This window comes from Streptomyces sp. NPDC058812 (genome assembly GCF_042744565.1).
GTDB lineage: Bacteria > Actinomycetota > Actinomycetes > Streptomycetales > Streptomycetaceae > Streptomyces > Streptomyces thinghirensis.
Genome location: NZ_JBHYOB010000001.1, coordinates 554714 through 573470, shown reverse-complemented (window position 1 = coordinate 573470; position 18757 = coordinate 554714). Strand labels below are relative to the sequence as shown.

Annotated in this window: 14 protein-coding genes; 8 read left to right on the top strand and 6 right to left on the bottom strand. The window is 71.7% G+C overall.

The window, feature by feature from the left end; translation table 11 throughout:
* Nucleotides 1-6: 6 nt before the first annotated feature.
* Nucleotides 7-204: a DUF397 domain-containing protein gene (locus ACFW48_RS02630; RefSeq protein WP_386309719.1), complete on the top strand. Its 198-nt coding sequence runs from the start codon at nucleotides 7-9 to the stop codon at nucleotides 202-204.
* On the opposite strand, the gene ACFW48_RS02625 is transcribed toward ACFW48_RS02630, so the two are convergent.
* On the bottom strand, nucleotides 201-773 hold the full coding sequence (locus ACFW48_RS02625; protein ID WP_386309718.1) for a Uma2 family endonuclease: 573 nt from the start codon (nucleotides 771-773) through the stop codon (nucleotides 201-203). The two genes, ACFW48_RS02630 and ACFW48_RS02625, sit on opposite strands and share 4 nt — an antisense overlap.
* Nucleotides 774-840: 67 nt before the next feature.
* On the opposite strand from ACFW48_RS02625, the gene ACFW48_RS02620 reads away from it, so the two are divergent.
* On the top strand, nucleotides 841-3093 hold the full coding sequence (locus ACFW48_RS02620) for an ATP-dependent RecD-like DNA helicase (RefSeq protein ID WP_386309716.1): 2253 nt from the start codon (nucleotides 841-843) through the stop codon (nucleotides 3091-3093).
* A 244-nt stretch (nucleotides 3094-3337) separates the two neighbouring features.
* On the top strand, nucleotides 3338-4627 hold the full coding sequence (locus ACFW48_RS02615) for a citrate synthase (protein WP_375916983.1): 1290 nt from the start codon (nucleotides 3338-3340) through the stop codon (nucleotides 4625-4627).
* 649 nt (nucleotides 4628-5276) lie between these two features.
* Here the strand turns inward: ACFW48_RS02615 and ACFW48_RS02610 are convergent.
* Complete coding sequence (locus ACFW48_RS02610; RefSeq protein WP_386309713.1) at nucleotides 5277-7562, bottom strand: heavy metal translocating P-type ATPase; 2286 nt, start codon at nucleotides 7560-7562, stop codon at nucleotides 5277-5279.
* A gap of 125 nt (nucleotides 7563-7687) precedes the next feature.
* Nucleotides 7688-7927: a heavy-metal-associated domain-containing protein gene (locus tag ACFW48_RS02605; RefSeq protein ID WP_386309711.1), complete on the bottom strand. Its 240-nt coding sequence runs from the start codon at nucleotides 7925-7927 to the stop codon at nucleotides 7688-7690.
* A gap of 158 nt (nucleotides 7928-8085) precedes the next feature.
* Here ACFW48_RS02605 and ACFW48_RS02600 point away from each other — a divergent pair, with 158 nt between their 5' ends.
* Nucleotides 8086-9123, top strand: coding sequence for a zinc-dependent alcohol dehydrogenase family protein (locus ACFW48_RS02600; protein WP_386309710.1), 1038 nt, complete (start codon nucleotides 8086-8088; stop codon nucleotides 9121-9123).
* Here the strand turns inward: ACFW48_RS02600 and ACFW48_RS02595 are convergent.
* Nucleotides 9110-9712 (bottom strand): GNAT family N-acetyltransferase, encoded by a 603-nt coding sequence (locus tag ACFW48_RS02595; protein WP_386309708.1) that lies wholly within the window; start codon nucleotides 9710-9712, stop codon nucleotides 9110-9112. The genes ACFW48_RS02600 and ACFW48_RS02595 overlap by 14 nt on opposite strands.
* Nucleotides 9713-9801: 89 nt before the next feature.
* Nucleotides 9802-9993, bottom strand: a complete 192-nt coding sequence (locus tag ACFW48_RS02590; protein ID WP_386309706.1) for a helix-turn-helix transcriptional regulator — start codon at nucleotides 9991-9993, stop codon at nucleotides 9802-9804.
* 783 nt (nucleotides 9994-10776) lie between these two features.
* Between ACFW48_RS02590 and mmsA the strand changes: the two genes are divergently transcribed.
* Nucleotides 10777-12279: a CoA-acylating methylmalonate-semialdehyde dehydrogenase gene (mmsA, locus tag ACFW48_RS02585; protein ID WP_386309703.1), complete on the top strand. Its 1503-nt coding sequence runs from the start codon at nucleotides 10777-10779 to the stop codon at nucleotides 12277-12279.
* 67 nt (nucleotides 12280-12346) lie between these two features.
* Here the strand turns inward: mmsA and ACFW48_RS02580 are convergent, their stop codons facing one another.
* On the bottom strand, nucleotides 12347-13207 hold the full coding sequence (locus tag ACFW48_RS02580) for a hypothetical protein (protein WP_386309700.1): 861 nt from the start codon (nucleotides 13205-13207) through the stop codon (nucleotides 12347-12349).
* 345 nt (nucleotides 13208-13552) lie between these two features.
* On the opposite strand from ACFW48_RS02580, the gene ACFW48_RS02575 reads away from it, so the two are divergent.
* The 3 genes from ACFW48_RS02575 (at nucleotide 13553) to ACFW48_RS02565 (ending at nucleotide 18726) form a co-directional block, all read left to right on the top strand.
* The gene (locus ACFW48_RS02575) at nucleotides 13553-14989 is read left to right on the top strand and encodes an APC family permease (protein ID WP_386309698.1); all 1437 of its coding nucleotides are present in this window, start codon (nucleotides 13553-13555) and stop codon (nucleotides 14987-14989) included.
* Between the two features lie 207 nt (nucleotides 14990-15196).
* Nucleotides 15197-17848, top strand: a complete 2652-nt coding sequence (locus ACFW48_RS02570; RefSeq protein WP_386309695.1) for a CocE/NonD family hydrolase — start codon at nucleotides 15197-15199, stop codon at nucleotides 17846-17848.
* A complete protein-coding gene (locus ACFW48_RS02565) occupies nucleotides 17845-18726 on the top strand; it encodes an ABC transporter permease (protein WP_375917006.1) in 882 nt (293 codons plus the stop codon). Before ACFW48_RS02570 ends, ACFW48_RS02565 begins: the two co-directional genes overlap by 4 nt.
* Nucleotides 18727-18757: the final 31 nt, after the last annotated feature.

Sequence of the window (18757 nt, the reverse complement as noted above, 5' to 3'; positions counted from 1 at the left end):
GGCTCCGTGACCACCCTTGCCCACTGGCGCAAGTCCTCGTACTCCGGCGGCGGCGATGGCAACAACTGCGTGGAGATCGCGAACTCACCCACGCACGTAGCCGTCCGCGACACCAAGGCCCCCGCCCGAGCCACCCTCACCTTCCCGCCGGAGGCCTTCGCCCCCTTCCTCGAAGCCCTCAAGACCCGGTCGCCCCGTCCTTAACCCTCCCGGCCGTACCGGCGGAACTCCGACGTCTCGACCGTCCATGGCCCGAACGCCACCGAGTCGCCGAAGATGTACGGCTCCTTGCTGCTGTAGCGGCCCTTGCACGGCTCGGAGTGCACCTGGATCGTGCCGCTGCGCGGGTCCACGATCATGCAGTACGGGATGTCCATGGCCGGATACTCGGTCAGCTTCTCGTCGTAGTCGTTGCTCGGGTTGGAAGGCGGGACGATCTCGACGACAGCCACCACCTGCGTCGCGTCGACGGCGAGGCCTTCTTCGTCGAGGGTGGCTTCGGGGATCACGACGGCATCGGGGCGGCGCATGCGGCCGATCGCCGGATGCTCGATCTCGGGGCCGTTCGCGCAGATGTGGCCTGGGTGGGTGTCGGGCAGTTGCGCGTCCAACTGCTTGCAGATGCGGCGGACAGTCCCCTCGTGGCGTTTCGACGGGCACATCATCGCCAGTATTGGACCGGACGGCCCGATCTCGACGCTCCACGACCCCTCAAGCCGCTCCGAGTAGGCCCCGAGCTCCGCGGCGATGGCGCGCATCCTGGCGTAGTCCATGTCCCCAGAGTATTGAGAAGCCCTCTCCCGGGCCGCCCGTGTCAGTCCCCACCGGTACCGTCGGATCATGCCGAACCAGTCCGATGCCGCTCCCGGTGAACGGCGACTCGCCACCCTCGAAGGCGTCCTGGAACGCATCACGTACGCCAATGAGGAGAACGGCTACACGGTCGCCCGCGTCGACACCGGCAGAGGCGCCGGCGACCTCCTCACGGTCGTCGGCGCGCTGCTCGGCGCGCAGGCCGGGGAGTCGCTGCGGATGGAGGGCCGCTGGGGCTCGCACCCCCAGTACGGCAAGCAGTTCCACGTGGAGAACTACACGACCGTGCTCCCGGCCACGGTCCAGGGCATCCGGCGCTACCTCGGATCCGGCCTCGTCAAGGGCATCGGCCCGGTCTTCGCCGACCGCATCACGCAACACTTCGGCGTGGACACCCTCCAGATCATCGAGGAGGAGCCCAAGCGGCTCATCGAGGTGCCCGGCCTCGGCCCCAAGCGGACCAAGAAGATCGCCGACGCGTGGGACGAGCAGAAGGCGATCAAGGAGGTCATGCTCTTCCTCCAGACCGTCGAGGTGTCGACGTCGATCGCGGTGCGGATCTACAAGAAGTACGGCGACGCGTCGATCTCCGTCGTGAAGAACCAGCCCTACCGGCTGGCGTCCGATGTCTGGGGCATCGGCTTCCTCACCGCCGACAGGATCGCCCAGTCCGTCGGCATCCCGCACGACAGCCCGGACCGGGTGAAGGCGGGCCTGCAGTACGCCCTGTCGCAGGCCACCGACCAGGGGCACTGCTATCTCCCCGAGGAGAAGCTGATCGCCGACGCGGTGAAGCTGCTCCAGGTGGACACCGGCCTGGTCATCGAGTGCCTGGCCGAGCTGGCCGCCGACCCCGAGGACGGCGAGGACCCCGGCGTCGTACGCGAGAAGGTCCCCGACCCGGAGGGCGGCGACCCCGTCACCGCCGTCTACCTCGTCCCCTTCCACCGTGCCGAGCTGGCCCTCTCCGCCCAGCTGCTGCGCCTGCTGCGCACCGGTGAGGACCGGATGCCGGGGTTCGGGGACGTCGCCTGGGACAAGGCCCTCACCTGGCTCAAGAGCCGCACCGGCGCCGACCTGGCCCCCGAGCAGGAGGCCGCCGTGAAACTCGCCCTCACCGAGAAGGTCGCCGTCCTCACCGGCGGGCCGGGCTGCGGCAAGTCCTTCACCGTCCGCTCCATCGTGGAGCTGGCCCGCGCGAAGAAGGCCAAGGTGGTCCTCGCCGCGCCCACCGGCCGTGCCGCCAAGCGCCTCGCCGAGCTGACCGGCGCCGAGGCGTCCACCGTGCACCGCCTGCTGGAGCTGAAGCCCGGCGGCGACGCCGCCTACGACCGGGACCGGCCGCTGGACGCCGACCTGGTGGTGGTCGACGAGGCCTCCATGCTCGACCTCCTCCTCGCCAACAAGCTGGTCAAGGCCGTGCCCCCGGGCGCCCACCTGCTCTTCGTCGGGGACGTCGACCAGCTGCCCAGCGTGGGCGCGGGGGAAGTGCTCCAGGATCTGCTCGCCCCCGGCAGCCCCGTCCCCGCCGTCCGCCTCACCCGCGTCTTCCGCCAGGCCCAGCAGTCGGGAGTCGTGACGAACGCGCACCGGATCAACGCCGGGCAGCACCCGCTCACCGACGGGATGAAGGACTTCTTCCTCTTCGTCGAGGACGACACGGAGGAGGCCGGGCGGCTCACCGTGGACGTCGCCGCGCGCCGCATCCCCGCCAAGTTCGGGCTCGACCCGCGCCGGGACGTGCAGGTGCTCGCCCCCATGCACCGGGGGCCCGCCGGCGCGGGCGCGCTCAACGGACTGCTCCAGCAGGCCGTCACCCCGGGGCGCCCGGACGTGCCGGAGAAGCGGCTCGGCGGCCGTGTCTTCCGGGTCGGCGACAAGGTCACCCAGATTCGCAACAATTACGAGAAGGGTGAGAACGGCGTCTTCAACGGCACCGTCGGCGTGGTCACCTCGCTCGACCCGGTGGACCAGCGCCTCACCGTGCTGACGGACGAGGACGAGGAGGTTCCGTACGAGTTCGACGAACTGGACGAGCTGGCCCACGCCTACGCGGTGACCATCCACCGGTCCCAGGGGAGTGAGTACCCGGCGGTCGTGATCCCCGTGACGACCGGCGCGTGGATGATGCTCCAACGGAACCTGCTGTACACGGCGGTCACCCGGGCCAAGAAGCTGGTCGTCCTCGTCGGCTCCCGCAAGGCGATCGGACAGGCGGTCCGCACGGTGTCGGCCGGCCGGCGCTGCACGGCGCTCGACTTCCGGCTGGCGGGCTCCTGACCCTGAACACCCTCCGGCAAACCTCTCGACCCGTGTGAAAAAAATGATCGATCAAACGAGTCGCAAAGGTCACAGAGCACTTCCGGAAGGGAAAGAGAGGGGGCAGGATGAACAAGTTGGCGGCACTGAGTGCCGCCAATAGGCCCGATGGTCGACCCCGAGTGCACTCTCCTGAGCCAAGTGGGGGATGGTAGAGACAGTCAGGGCACCTCGAAGATGAGGCACTACGTCGGTGAGGGAAGACGTGAGCGACAACTCTGTAGTACTGCGGTACGGCGATGGCGAGTACACCTACCCGGTGATCGACAGCACCGTCGGCGACAAGGGCTTCGACATCGGGAAGCTCCGCGCCCAGACCGGTCTGGTGACGCTGGACAGCGGTTACGGCAACACCGCCGCCTACAAATCCGCCATTACCTATCTGGACGGCGAAGCCGGCATCCTCCGGTACCGCGGCTACCCGATCGAGCAGCTGGCCGAGCGCTCCTCCTTCGTGGAGGTCGCCTACCTGCTGATCAACGGCGAGCTGCCGACCGTCGACGAGCTCACCGCGTTCAAGAACGAGATCACGCAGCACACCCTGCTGCACGAGGACGTCAAGAACTTCTACAAGGGCTTCCCGCGCGACGCCCACCCGATGGCCATGCTGTCGTCGGTCGTCTCGGCGCTGTCGACGTTCTACCAGGACAGCCACAACCCGTTCGACGAGCGCCAGCGCAACCTCTCCACGATCCGGCTGCTCGCGAAGCTTCCGACGATCGCGGCCTACGCGTACAAGAAGTCGATCGGCCACCCGTTCGTCTACCCGCGCAACGACCTCGGCTACGTCGAGAACTTCCTGCGCATGACGTTCTCGGTGCCGGCGCAGGAGTACGAGCTGGACCCGACGGTCGTCGCCGCGCTGGACAAGCTGCTGATCCTGCACGCGGACCACGAGCAGAACTGCTCGACCTCCACGGTCCGCCTGGTCGGCTCCTCGCAGGCGAACATGTTCGCCTCGATCTCCGCCGGCATCAACGCGCTCTGGGGCCCGCTGCACGGCGGCGCCAACCAGTCGGTGCTGGAGATGCTGGAGGGCATCCGCGACTCCGGCGGCGACGTCGACACCTTCATCCGCAAGGTGAAGAACAAGGAGGACGGCGTCCGCCTGATGGGCTTCGGCCACCGGGTCTACAAGAACTTCGACCCGCGCGCCAAGATCATCAAGGCCGCCGCGCACGACGTGCTCTCCGCCCTCGGCAAGTCCGACGAGCTGCTGGACATCGCCCTGAAGCTGGAGGAGCACGCGCTCTCCGACGACTACTTCGTCTCGCGCAGCCTCTACCCGAACGTCGACTTCTACACCGGTCTGATCTACCGGGCCATGGGCTTCCCGACCGAGATGTTCACGGTCCTGTTCGCCCTCGGCCGGCTGCCGGGCTGGATCGCCCAGTGGCACGAGATGATCAAGGAGCCGGGCTCCCGCATCGGCCGCCCGCGCCAGATCTACACCGGCGTCGTCGAGCGCGACTTCGTGCCCGTCGAGGAGCGCTGAGCCGCCAGGCACCCCCGCAGCGCGTACAGAGAGTCCCGTGCCGCCCCGAGCGGTACGGGATTTTTCTGTGGGCGGCGGCGTCCCGGACAGCAGAAGGCGCCCTGGCGCCGGTCCCCCCACGGGCCGACGAACCAGGGCGCCTTCCCATGTCCCGGTGCGGATTCCCCCCACGGGATCCGGCCGGGCGTATGTGAGGACAGCGCCTGAATCGCTGTTCTGAGCGCAACGAGCAAAACCCGTCGCGCCTGTTGTGCTTGGTCGTACCTGTTGTGCGGTCGTGCTCGTCGTGCGGTCGTGCTCGTGCGGTCTGCCGGGACAGCGCACGCCCGGGAGGGCCGCTCAAAGCTTCCCGGTGTACGTGTCCCGGCAACGCAGCTCTGGGAAAGTCCCCCAAGACATCCCCAGATGCCAGGTGGCGCCCCCCAAGACGCTGCCTGACATCGCCAACTTAGACCTTCGAACCCCTTCGATGGTTACGTTCGCATCACTGTGATCTGCGTCTCTTGCATATGTCCGTTAGGTACGCAAGAGCCCCGTACGTCGAACGGGACCCAAGCGTAAGGAAGATGCGCGAGCCTTGTGAAGAGCTTATGTGAGGCGAGTGCCGGACTCCAGAGGCGCTGCCCCTTGACCTGCGGGAAATGCGCGCTCAGTGAAAGGCCCGGAGCCGGAGGCTGTTGGTGACCACGAACACCGAGGAGAAGGCCATCGCCGCCCCCGCGATCATCGGGTTCAGCATCCCGGCGGCGGCCAGTGGCAGGGCGGCCACGTTGTAGCCGAAGGCCCACACGAGGTTGCCCTTGATCGTGGAGAGGGTGCGCCGGGACAGCCGGATCGCGTCCGCGGCCACCCGCAGGTCCCCGCGCACCAGCGTCAGGTCGCCCGCCTCGATCGCCGCGTCCGTCCCCGTGCCCATCGCCAGACCCAGATCGGCGACGGCGAGCGCGGCCGCGTCGTTGACGCCGTCCCCGACCATGGCGACCGTACGGCCCTCGGCCCGCAGCCGTTCCACCACGGCGACCTTGTCCTCGGGCAGCACCTCGGCGATCACCTCGTCGATGCCGACCGCTACGGCGACCGCCTCGGCGACGCGCCTGTTGTCGCCGGTCAGCAACACGGGGGCGAGGCCCAGCCGGCGCAGCTCGGCCACCGCCTCGGCGCTGGTCTCCTTGACCGCGTCCGCCACGGAGACGACCCCGCGCGCCGCGCCGTCCCAGCCGACCACGACGGCCGTACGACCGTCCCTCTCGGCCTCTTCCCTGGCACGGGCGACCCCGGGTGGGAGAGCGTCGTAGAGGCGCCCCACGGCCACCTCGCGGCCCTCCACGCGTGCGCGTACGCCGCGCCCGGGGATGTTCTCGAAGTTCTCGGCGTTCGGCAGCGCGCCGACCCGCTCCTCGGCACCGGCCGCGATCGCGCGGGCCACGGGGTGCTCGGAGGCGTGCTCGACGGCGCCCGCGAGCCGCAGCACCTCCGCCTCGTCGGTGCCCTCGGCGGCGTAGACCTCGTGCAGGGTCATGCGGCCGGTGGTGACGGTGCCGGTCTTGTCCAGGACGACCGTGTCGACGCGCCGCGTGGACTCCAGCACCTCGGGTCCCTTGATGAGGATGCCGAGCTGGGCGCCGCGGCCCGTGCCGACCATCAGCGCGGTCGGTGTGGCCAGGCCCAGCGCGCACGGGCAGGCGATGATCAGTACGGCCACGGCGGCCGTGAACGCGGTGACCGTGTCTCCGGTGGCGCCCAGCCACCCGCCGAAGGTGGCGACCGCGATCAGCAGCACGACGGGCACGAAGACGCCGGAGATCCGGTCGGCGAGCCGCTGCACCTCGGCCTTGCCGCTCTGCGCGTCCTCGACCAGCTTCGCCATCCGCGCCAGCTGGGTGTCCGCGCCGACCCGGGTGGCCTCGACGACCAGCCGGCCGCCGGCGTTGACCGTGGCGCCGGTGACGGCGTCACCGGCCGTCACGTCCACCGGCACCGACTCGCCGGTCAGCATCGAGGCGTCCACGGCGGAGGCCCCCTCGGTCACCGTCCCGTCGGTGGCGATCTTCTCGCCGGGCCGTACGGCGAACCGGTCGCCGACCGCCAGCCGGGCCACCGGAATCCGCACCTCGCGCCCGTCCCGCAGAACGGCGACGTCCTTGGCGCCCAGCTCCATCAGCGCCCGCAGCGCGGCGCCGGCGCGGCGCTTGGAGCGGGCCTCCAGCCAGCGGCCGAGGAGGAGGAAGGCGGTGACCCCGGCGGCGGCCTCCAGGTAGATCGCGGAGGCGCCGTCGGTGCGGGAGACGGTGAGGTCGAAGCCGTGCCGCATGCCCGGCATGCCCGCGTCCCCGAAGAAAAGCGCCCACAGCGACCAGCCGAACGCCGCGAGGGTGCCGAGCGAGACCAGCGTGTCCATGGTGGCCGCGCCGTGCCGGACGTTCGTCCAGGCGGCGCGGTGGAAGGGCAGACCGCCCCAGACGACGACGGGCGCGGCCAGGGTGAGCGAGAGCCACTGCCAGTTGTCGAACTGGAGCGCCGGGACCATCGCGAGCAGCACGACGGGGGCGGCGAGGAGGACGGAGACGACGAGGCGCTCGCGGAGGGCGGTCAGCTCGGGGTCGGCGCCGGTGCCTTCCGGGGGCTCCGCCTCGTCGGTGGGCTCCGGCGGCGGCGCGGGCTCCTCGGCGGTGTACCCGGTCCTGACGACGGTGGCGATCAGGTCGGCGACCCCGGTGGCCGCCGGGTAGGAGATCCGGGCCTTCTCCGTCGCGTAGTTCACCGTGGCGGTGACGCCGTCCATGCGGTTGAGCTTCTTCTCCACGCGGGCCGCGCAGGAGGCGCAGGTCATCCCGCCGATGAGCAGCTCGACCTCGGCGAGGTCCGGCTCGGCGGCCGGGGCGGTCTCCGGGGTGGTGGTGGAGGCCGTGGTGCTGGACGCGGTGGTGCTGGTCATGGTCCGGACTCCAGACGGCCGGCCGGACCGCGCGGCCCGGCCGGAGGGGCTGTGGGTGCTGCTGGGAGCGCTGGGAGCGCTGGGAGCGCTGGGACGGTAGCGGTGGGCGCTTGTGGCGCCGTGGCTCAGACCCGGCCGACGAGCTCGAAGCCCGCCTCGTCCACGGCGGCGCGCACGGCCGCGTCGTCCAGGGGCGCCTCGGAGACGACGGTGACCTCGCCGGTCGAGGCGACGGCCTGCACCGAGCCGACGCCGGCGATCTCGGAGATCTCGCCGGAGACGGCGCCCTCGCAGTGTCCGCAGCTCATTCCGCTCACCTTGTAGACGGTGGTGACGGAGCCCTGGGTGTCGGTCTGGGCGGTCATGTCGTTACTCCTCGTCGGGGCGTTCATGGGCGGGTACCCGTGATCCAGCGTGGACCACTCGCCTCCCACTGTACCCCTAGGGGGTATGAGCACCGCACGGTCTGCCGTGAGATGGGGGACCGGAAGCGGGAACGCCGGTACGGAAGTGAGGGTGACGGATGCGCGCGGTCGTGTTCGAGCGGTTCGGGGAGCCTGCCGGGGTACGGGAGGTGCCCGACCCGGCGCCCGCGCCGCACGGCGTCGTGGTCCGCGTCGAGGCGACCGGGCTGTGCCGCAGCGACTGGCACGGGTGGCAGGGCCACGACCCGGACATCGAGCTGCCGCACGTGCCCGGTCACGAACTCGCCGGTGTCGTGGAGGCGGTCGGCGACCGGGTGGCCGGGTGGCGGCCCGGCGACCGGGTCACCGTGCCCTTCGTCTGCGCCTGCGGGAGCTGCGGGGCGTGTGCGGCGGGCGACCAGCAGGTGTGCGAACGGCAGACCCAGCCCGGCTTCACCCACTGGGGCTCCTTCGCCGAGTACGTGGCCCTCGACCACGCGGACGTCAACCTCGTCGCCGTACCCGAGGGCATGTCGTACGCGACGGCCGCCTCCCTCGGCTGCCGGTTCGCCACGGCGTTCCGGGCCGTGGTGCGGCAGGGGCGCCTCGCGGCGGGGGAGTGGGTCGCGGTGCACGGCTGCGGCGGCGTCGGCCTGTCGGCCGTGATGATCGCGGCGGCCGCGGGCGCGCGGGTCGTCGCCGTGGACGTGTCGCCCCGGGCGCTGGAGCTGGCGCGTGCGTTCGGCGCGGCGGAGTGCGTGGACGCGGCCCGGACGCCGGACCCGGCGGCGGCGGTCCGCGACCTCACCGGCGGCGGCGCCCACCTCTCCCTCGACGCCCTCGGCTCGCCCGTCACCTGCGCCGCGTCCGTGAACGGCCTGCGCCGCCGCGGCCGGCACGTCCAGGTCGGGCTGCTGCCCTCGCCGGACGGCACCGCGCCGGTGCCGATGGCCCGAGCCGTCGCCCTGGAGCTCGAACTCCTCGGCAGCCACGGGATGGCCGCGCACACCTACCCGCCGATGCTGGAGCTGGTCCGCACGGGAGCACTCCGGCCCGACCTGCTGGTGACGTCCACCATCGGGCTGGACGAGGCCCCGGCCGCACTGGCCGCGATGGGGACGGCGCCCGGCGCGGGGGTGACGGTCATCGAGCCGTGACGCCGGCCCCGGGGCGTGAGCTGTCGGTCCGGGGGTGCCCGCGGTGGGCGGCCCACTCGTGGTCGAGGACGGCCATCAGCACCTCGTCCGCCCACGCGCCGTCGCGCCACTCCACCTCGCGCCGGACCCCCTCCACCACGAACCCGGCCTTCTCGTAGACCCGCAGGGCCCGGTGGTTGTAGGCGTAGGCGTCCAACTGGATCCGGTGCAGACCGAGTTCCTCGAAGCCGTACCCGACGATCAGCCGGGTCGCCTCGGTGCCGACGCCCCGGCCGCGGCCCCGCGGGCCGATCAGTGTGCGGAAGGTGCAGGTACGGCTCGCGGGCTCCCATTCGTGGAGTACGACCTCGCCGAGGAGTCCGCCGTCGGCGGGATCGGTGACCGCCAGGTCGAGCCGGTCGGGCCGCGCGCCGCGGGAGCCGTACCAGGCGCGTAGCAGCTCCGGGGTGAGCTGGTGTCCCGGTGAGCCGGTGAAGCGTTCGACCTCGGGGTCGTTGATGATCTCCCACATCTGCTCGGCGTCGGCCTCGGTGAACGGTCGCAGTACGGTCCTGTCGCCGGTCAGGACGGGTTTCACGGAGAAGTCCATGCACGGCACTGTGCCCCACGAGACCGTGGGGCACAGAACGGATTTCCGGTCCGCCGGCTTCTTCGAGCGGCTTCGTCCGCCGGCTTCGTCTACCGGTTCCGGTTGCGGGGGCGGGACGCCACCCACGCCCGGACCGTGTCCGCGTACCAGTACGGCTTCCCGCCCTCCACGTGGTCGGGCGGGGGCAGCAGCCCGTGCTTGCGGTAAGACCGCACGGTGTCCGGTTGGACCCGGATGTGGGCCGCGATGTCCTTGTAGGACCAGAGCCTTCGGTCGGTCACTAGTCGCACCTCCCTGCGCGCACCGCGGCGGCGACCGGGGACGGCCGCCGGGGGGAGCCGGGCGCTGCGCTGACGATCACCAAGCCTGTGCGGGGTGAACGACGTGGAGCGGGGGACGGTCAGGGGCCGTTCCCGGGTGTGACGGAAGGCCCGCCTGCGCGTGACATGTGTGACACGAAGGGCGTCTTTGTGACAGGAGTGCCGCAAACGGATACGCCGGATCCCGGGCGCGGCACGTTGACTTCGAGGGTCTGGGGAGTCCGGTGCGCGCGGGCGGGCCGCCACTCGGACCATGCCGTCCGCCATGTCGTCCGAATGTCCGGACAAAACATTGACAGGCCGCACGCGCGGGGCTAGAAACCGGGGGGAGACGCAACGGCGGGCAGGCAACGACGGGCACGAAGGGGAACGCGATGGCGCACGACCCGATCGCCGGAGGCCCAAGTCCCGTCCCGCCGTCGCCGGTTCTCCCACCCAACGCCTCCGGCGCGGGAAGGCCGCTTCGCCCTGGCAGGAGCGAAGTCCGAGCGCCGACTCCCCGCTCGCACCGGCCCCGCGCCGGAGGTTTCCGCGTCCCGTCGCCGAGCGGGCCGTCGACACTGCCCCACGTGTCTACGCGGACACCCAAACCGCATACAGAGTGTCGGGCGCGCCCGGAGCGCCCGGCTGCTGGGATGGACCCATGGCCGTAACCGCGACCCGATCGTCGCCGGTCACGGCCCGTGAGCTGGACCAACGGCACGTCTCGACCCGTCGCCGCCATCTGTGAAGGAGTTCTCGGTCATGACGAACATCGTCAACCACTGGATCGGCGGCAAGACCGCCGAAGGCGCCTCGGGCACGTACGGGCCGGTGACCAACCCGGCGACCGGCGCGGTCACCACGAAGGTCGCCTTCGCCTCCGTCGACGAGGTGGACGCCGCGGTCGCCGCCGCCAAGGACGCGTACCTGGCCTGGGGGCAGTCCTCGCTGGCGCAGCGCACCTCGATCCTCTTCAAGTTCCGGGCGCTGCTGGACGCGCACCGCGACGAGATCGCCGAGCTGATCACCGCCGAGCACGGCAAGGTGCACTCCGACGCGCTCGGCGAGGTCGCGCGCGGCCTGGAGATCGTCGACCTGGCCTGCGGCATCACCGTGCAGCTCAAGGGCGAGCTGTCGACGCAGGTCGCCACCCGCGTCGACGTGTCCTCGATCCGGCAGCCGCTCGGCGTGGTCGCCGGCATCACGCCGTTCAACTTCCCGGCGATGGTGCCGATGTGGATGTTCCCCATCGCCATCGCCTGCGGCAACACCTTCGTGCTCAAGCCGAGCGAGAAGGACCCGTCGGCCGCGATGAAGATCGCCGAGCTGCTCTCCGAGGCCGGTCTGCCGGACGGCGTCTTCAACGTCGTGCACGGTGACAAGGTGGCCGTGGACCGCCTGCTGGAGCACCCGGACGTCAAGGCGGTCTCGTTCGTCGGCTCGACCCCGATCGCCCGCTACATCCACACCACCGCCTCCGCGAACGGCAAGCGCGTGCAGGCGCTCGGCGGCGCCAAGAACCACATGCTGGTGCTGCCGGACGCCGACCTCGACGCGGCGGCCGACGCGGCGGTGAGCGCGGCCTACGGCTCGGCCGGCGAGCGCTGCATGGCGATCTCCGCGGTCGTCGCGGTCGGCGCCGTCGGCGACGAGTTGGTCGAGAAGATCCGCGAGCGTGCCGAGAAGATCAAGATCGGTCCGGGCGACGACCCGGCGTCGGAGATGGGCCCCCTCATCACCGCGGCGCACCGCGACAAGGTGGCGTCCTACGTCGAGGGCGCGGCGGCCGAGGGCTGCGAGGTCGTCCTGGACGGCACCGGACACACGGTCGGCGGCCACGAGGACGGTCACTGGATCGGCATCTCCCTGCTGGACCGGGTGCCGACCACGGCGAAGGCCTACCAGGACGAGATCTTCGGCCCGGTCCTGTGCGTGCTGCGCGCCGAGACCTACGAGGAGGGCGTGGCGCTCATCAACGCCTCCCCCTTCGGCAACGGCACCGCGATCTTCACCCGGGACGGCGGCGCGGCCCGCCGCTTCCAGCTGGAGGTCGAGGCCGGCATGGTCGGCGTGAACGTGCCGATCCCGGTCCCCGTGGGCTACCACTCCTTCGGTGGCTGGAAGGACTCGCTCTTCGGCGACCACCACATCTACGGCAACGACGGCACGCACTTCTACACCCGCGGCAAGGTCGTCACCACCCGCTGGCCGGACCCGGCCGACGGCCCGGCGGGCGTGGACCTGGGCTTCCCGCGCAACCACTGAGACGCGGCCGTCCGAGACGCACGGTGCCTCCGTCCCACCCGGTGGGACGGAGGCACCGGAACGCGTCTCAGCCCTGCTGCGCTCCGGAGTTCTTCACTTCCTCCGTGAGGTCGCCGGTCTGCTCGGCGGGCGGGGCCACGATCTCCTTGGTGGCGCCGAACTTGTCGAAGTCCATGGTGACCTCCATGGCGCCGAACTCCTGCTTCAGGCGCACCGGCAGGTCCTTGTCGCCCACCCATATGTCCATGGTGATCGAGTCGGAGCCGGTGGAGTTGAGCATGCTGTCGGCGCCGCTGAAGGCCTCCTTGAACTTGCCCATGTCCTCCTGGTCGAGCACGGCCCGGTAGTGGGTCGTGGACTTGCCGTTGACGGTCTCCTTGCCGAGGTCCTCGACGTCGCTCGCGTACTTGAGGCCCTTCATGGAGTCCGCCGGGCTGGCACCGCCGCCGCCCCCGCTCATCGCGGCGGCACCCGACTCGCCGAACACGGCCGACCCGTCGATCTTCATCCACTCCTTGCCCGCGAGCGGGCCGGCGGGCTGGGGGTCGATGTCGTAGTAGTAGGCGCCGTCCACGAACAGGGTGCGCACGGTCGGGGAGTCCGTGAGTTCCTGCATCTGCGCGGCCTCGGTGTCCATCTCGACGTCGAGCGCGTAGCCGTCGCCCCAGGAGTACGTGCCGTCCATGGCGATCGGCTCGCCGGTGCCCAGGTCGGTCGTCGTCCTGACCTCGGCGGAGCCCAGCTCCTCGGTCCGGTCGGTGGCCCGGGAGAGCGCGGCCATGATCGTGTCGGCCTTGCTCACGGCCTTGTCGGCCGCCTGGTCGGCGGTCTCGGCGGCCGTCTTGGCGCCCTCCGAGCCGCACGCGGTCGCCGCGACCATCGCCGCCGCCGTCAGTCCCACCCAGGCGGCGGTGTATGTCAGCTTCATGAGTCCCCACCCGTTGCTGTGTCCCTGTGATTCACCTGTGCCCAGGACTCTACCGGCCCCCACCGACAGCGTCCGGATACCGGACGGCGGAACGTTTTTTTGCCCCGTTCCCTACGGTTCCCGTACGCCTCAAGGGGCCCTGGCGGGAAGGGGGCTGATGCTGTTTTCAAGCGTACCGGCGACCTCGGTCAACGAATTCCGTAGATAAACAGCCATTGACGCACCGGTTTTCGTCGGGATTCCATCTGGCGTCGGGAGCGGCCGAGAAACGACGTACGACCCAGCCTCCGGAGGCGATAGCGCTCCCGCCCGAATCACGTCGCACGAGTCGATCGGAACCGCTCCATGACCGACACGCTCCGCCCCGTCGAGACCGCCGCCGCGGCGCCCCCGGACCTCCCGGCCCCGCCGGAGCCCGGGACGCTCAAGCGCTCCATCGGGGTCGTCGGCGGCACGCTGCTGACCCTCTCGTGCGTGACCCCCGCCTCCACGCTCTTCGTGGTCGTCCCCGACCTGTTCGGCTCGCTCGGCACCGCCACCGCCCTGACCATCGCCATCGGCTCCCTGATCTGCGTCGCCGTGGCGTTCTGCTACTCGGAGCTGGGCACCCTCATCCCCAGCGCGGGCGGCGAGTACGCCATGGTCTCGACGATGGCCGGGCGACTGGCGGGGTGGCTGGTCTTCGTGCTCTCGCTTCTCGTTGTCATGATCGTGCCGCCGGTGATCGCCATGGGCACGGCCGACTACCTCGAACCGGTCGTGCACCTCGACCCCTCCCTGGCGGGCGCCGGGGTCATGGTGCTCGCCACCCTCGCAGGCCTGCTCGACCTGCGCGCCAACGCCTGGATCACCGGTGTCTTCCTGGTCCTGGAGGTCATCGCCGCGGCCGTCGTCGCGGTGCTGGGCTTCGCCCACGGCGAGCGGGGACTGGGCAGCCTCACCTCCATGGAGGTGGCCGGCGCGGACAGCGGCACGGACCCCGTGACCGCCATGTTGGTCGTCTCCGGCCTTGCCATCGCCCTGTTCGTCACCCAGGGCTTCTCCACCGCCGTCTACCTCTCCGAGGAACTGGAGAACCCGCGCCGCAACGTCGCCCGCACGGTGCTCGCCACCCTCGGCATCTCCGCCGTGATCATCCTGGTCCCGGTCGTCGCCATCACCCTCGGCGCCTCCGACCTCGCGGAGCTGACCGGCGGCGACATCGGCGCCATGGTCACCGCCTGGTCCAACTCCGCCGTCGGCACCTTCGTCAGCCTCTGCGTGGCCCTCGCCATCATCAACGCCGGCATCGTGATGGTCATCCAGAACTCGCGCGTCCTGTTCGCCTCGGCCCGCGACAAGGCCTGGCCCGCGCCGGTGAACACCCTCTTCGCCAAGCTCGGCCGGTTCGGCTCCCCATGGGTCGCCACCCTCGTCGTCGGCGTGCCCGGCGCCGTGCTGTGCTTCGTCGACCTGGACACCCTGTACGGCGTCACGGGCGTCTCCGTCACCGGCATGTACCTGCTCGTCGCGGTCGCCGCCCTGCTCGCCCGCCGGGGTTCCCACCGGCACGCCCACGCGTGGCGCATGCCGCTGTGGCCCGTGCTGCCGGTCCTGCTGATCGCGGTCCTCGCCTACGTCCTGACCCAGCAGGAGACGAGCCACCTGCTGTGGACCGGCGGCATCACCGCCGCCGCCACCCTGTACTGGGCCCTGTACCTGCGCCCGCGCCGTGACACGCGCTGGCTGGTGACCGTCCCGGAGGACGTCCGGGAGGACGTCCGGGAGCCCGCCCGGCCGTGACCGGCGGTCCGGGGCCCGCCCGGCGGTGACCGGCCGTCCGGGAGCCCGCCCGCGTGCCCGTGACCGGCGTCCCGGAAGCCCGTTCGGCGCGCGGCCCGCCCTACCGCGCCCGTGGTACGCGGCACCGGCGCCGTACTTCCGTGGGAGGGGCGGCGGTTCGGCCCCCGGACTGCCCCCGTTGTCGGCGGCGGCCCGTACCGTTGACGCATGGATCTTCGACTGCCCCGCGTGCGAGGGCTGCTACGGGGGCCGCGGCGGATGCTCGCCGCCGCGGCCGCCGTCGTCGTACTCGCCGGCGCCGGGACATGGACGGCCGTCGCCGGCGACGACGCGCCGCCGGTGCGACGCGCCGACCGGGTCATGGCCGTGGGCGACGGGGTGCGCCTGGACACCTCCTACTTCACCGCGGGCTCCGGCGGTGACCGCCCGGCCGTTCTGCTCGCGCACGGCTTCGGCGGCAGCAAGGCCGACGTGCGGAAGCAGGCGGAGAGCCTCGCGCAGGACGGGTACGCGGTCCTGACCTGGTCGGCGCGCGGCTTCGGGAAGTCCACGGGGAAGATCGGGCTGAACTCCCCGGACGGCGAGGTCGCCGACGTGTCCCGGCTGATCGACTGGCTGGCGAAGCAGCCGCAGGTCCGGCTGGACGAGAAGGGCGACCCGCGGGTGGGCGTCGCCGGCGGCTCCTACGGCGGCGCGGTCGCGCTGCTGGCCGCCGGCCACGACAAGCGGGTCGACGCGATCGCCCCCGCCATAACGTACTGGAACCTCTCGGACGCCCTCTTCCCGAACGGCGTCTTCAAGAAGCTGTGGGCCGGCCTCTTCGTCAACCTGGGCGGCGGCTGCGACCGGTTCGAGGACCAGCTCTGCCGCATGTACCAGCGGGTCGCCGAGTCCGGGCAGCCGGACCCGGAGGCCGTGGAACTCCTCGGCGAGCGCAGCCCGCAGGCCGTCGGCGACCGCATCGACGTACCCACGCTGCTGATGCAGGGCCAGGCCGACTCCCTCTTCCCGCTCGGCCAGGCCGACCGGGCCGCGCAGGCGATCCGTGCCAACGGCGCCCCGGTGGCCGTCGACTGGATCTCGGGCGGCCACGACGGCGGCGACCTGGAGACGGACCGGGTCCAGGCCCGGGTCGGCGCGTGGTTCGACCGCTATCTGAAGGGCGACGAGTCGGCCGGCACCGGCCCCGCCTTCCGCGTCAGCCGCACCCTCGGCTCCGGCAGCGGCGACGGCGAACCCCGCCTGGAGGGCGTGAGCGCCGACTCCTACCCCGGCCTGGGCAGTGAGTTCCGCCCGGTCGAACTGCGCGGGCGCGAGCAGAGCTTCGACAACCCGGCCGGCGCCAGCCCGCCCGCCGTCTCCGCCCTGCCCGGAATCGGCGGCTCCGGCGGACTCTCCCAGCTCTCCTCGCTCGGACTCGGCGTCTCCCTGGACTTCCCCGGCCAGTTCGCCGCCTTCGAGTCGGCGCCCGTCCGGGAGGACCTTCAGATCACCGGCTCCCCGACCGCGACCGTCCATGTGAAGTCCACCCGCGACGAGGCCGTGCTCTTCGCCAAGGTGTACGACGTCGCCCCCGGCGGCGCCCAGCAGGTGCTCCCCTCCCAACTGGTCACACCCATCAGGGTGGCGGACGCCGGGGCCGGCCGGGACGTGAAGATCACCCTGCCGGCCGTCGACCACGAGATCGAGAGCGGCCACCGGCTGCGCCTGGTCCTGTCCTCCACCGACCTCGGCTACGCCTCCCCGGCCGCCCCCGCCACGTACACCGTCTCCCTGAAGGGCGACCTGATGGTGCCGACGGCGCTCGGCGGGACCGGACAGGTGGCCGGGCTGCCCGCCTGGGTCTGGTGGGCGCCCCTCGCGGGAGCCGCGGTCGCCGCGGCCCTGCTGCTGACCGCCCGCCGCCGCACCACGGCCCCGCCGCCCGACCCCGCGCTGGCCGGCGTACCGCTCCAGATCACGGACCTGAGCAAGCGGTACGCCAAGTCCACCGACCGGTACGCCGTCCGGGACCTGTCGTTCCGGGTGGAGAAGGGCCAGGTGCTGGGCCTGCTCGGGCCCAACGGCGCGGGCAAGACGACGACCCTGCGCATGCTGATGGGCCTGATCGCCCCGGACGGCGGCGAGGTCCGCGTCTTCGGCCACGCCATCGCGCCCGGCGCCCCCGTGCTCTCCCGCGTCGGCGCCTTCGTGGAGGGCGCGGGCTTCCTGCCGCACCTGTCCGGCCGCGAGAACCTGGAGCTGTACTGGCGGGCCACCGGCCGCCCGCCCGAGGACGCCCACCTCGACGAGGCCCTGGAGATCGCCGGCCTCGGCGACGCGCTCGCCCGCGCGGTGCGCACCTACTCCCAGGGCATGCGCCAGCGCCTCGCCATCGCCCAGGCCATGCTGGGCCTGCCCGACCTGCTCATCCTGGACGAGCCGACCAACGGCCTGGACCCGCCGCAGATCCGCGAGATGCGCGAGGTGATGATCCGCTACGCGGCCGCCGGGCGCACGGTGATCGTCTCCAGCCACCTGCTGGCCGAGGTCGAGCAGACCTGCACCCACCTGGTGGTCATGGACCACGGCAGGCTCGTCCAGGCCGGCCCGGTCGGCGAGATCGTCGGCTCCGGCGACACGCTGCTCGTGGGCACCTCCGCGCGCGTGGACACGCCGCTCGTCGAGAAGGTCGCCGCCCTGCCGGGCGTGGCCTCGGCGGCCGCCACCGACGGCGGCCTCCTGGTCCGGCTCGACACCGGGGGCACGGCCAGGGGCCTGATCGCCGAACTCGTACGCCTGGACGTGCCCGTGGAGTCGGTGGGCCCCCACCGGCGCCTCGAGGACGCCTTCCTCACCCTGATCGGAGACCCGGCATGAGCACGCTCGCCGAAGGCGCCGCGCCCGCCGGCCCCCAGGAGGTCGCCGAGGGCTACCGCGCGGGCCGTACGCTGCCCGTGCGGGTCGAGCTGGTCCGGCAGCTGAAGCGGCGCCGCACGCTGGTCATGGGCGGCATCCTGTTCGCCCTGCCGTTCGTCCTGCTCGTCGCCTTCCGGATCGGCGGCGAGCCGGGCGGCGCGAACAACCAGATCAGCCTGATGGACTCGGCCACCGCGTCCGGAGCCAACTTCGCCGCGGTGAACCTCTTCGCCTCCGCGGGCTTCCTCCTCGTCGTGCCCGTCGCCCTGTTCTTCGGGGACACGGTCGCCTCGGAGGCCGGCTGGTCGTCCCTGCGCTATCTGCTCGCGGCACCGGTGCCCCGAGCCCGCCTGCTCTGGTCCAAGCTGGTCGTCGCCCTCACGCTCAGCCTCGCCGCGATCGTCCTGCTGCCGCTGGTCGCGCTCGCCGTCGGCTCGGTCGCCTACGGCTGGGGGCCGCTGGAGCTGCCCACCGGCGGCAGCCTGCCCACCGGCACCGCGGCCGAGCGGCTGGCCATCACGGTGGCGTACGTCTTCGTCTCGCAACTGGTCACCGCCGCCCTGGCGTTCTGGCTCTCCACCAAGACGGACGCGCCGCTCGGCGCGGTCGGCGGCGCGGTCGGCCTGACCATCATCGGCAACGTCCTGGACGAGGTGACCGCCCTCGGCGACTGGCGCGACTTCCTGCCCGCGCACTGGCAGTACGCCTGGCTCGACACGGTCCGGCCCGAGCTGGACTGGACCCGCCTGATCCAGGGCACGTCGCTGTCGGTGACGTACGCGCTCGTGCTGTTCGCCCTGGCCTTCCGGGGGTTCGCCCGCAAGGACATCGTGTCCTAGGCCTGCCCGGCGGATCATGCCGCAGACGCGG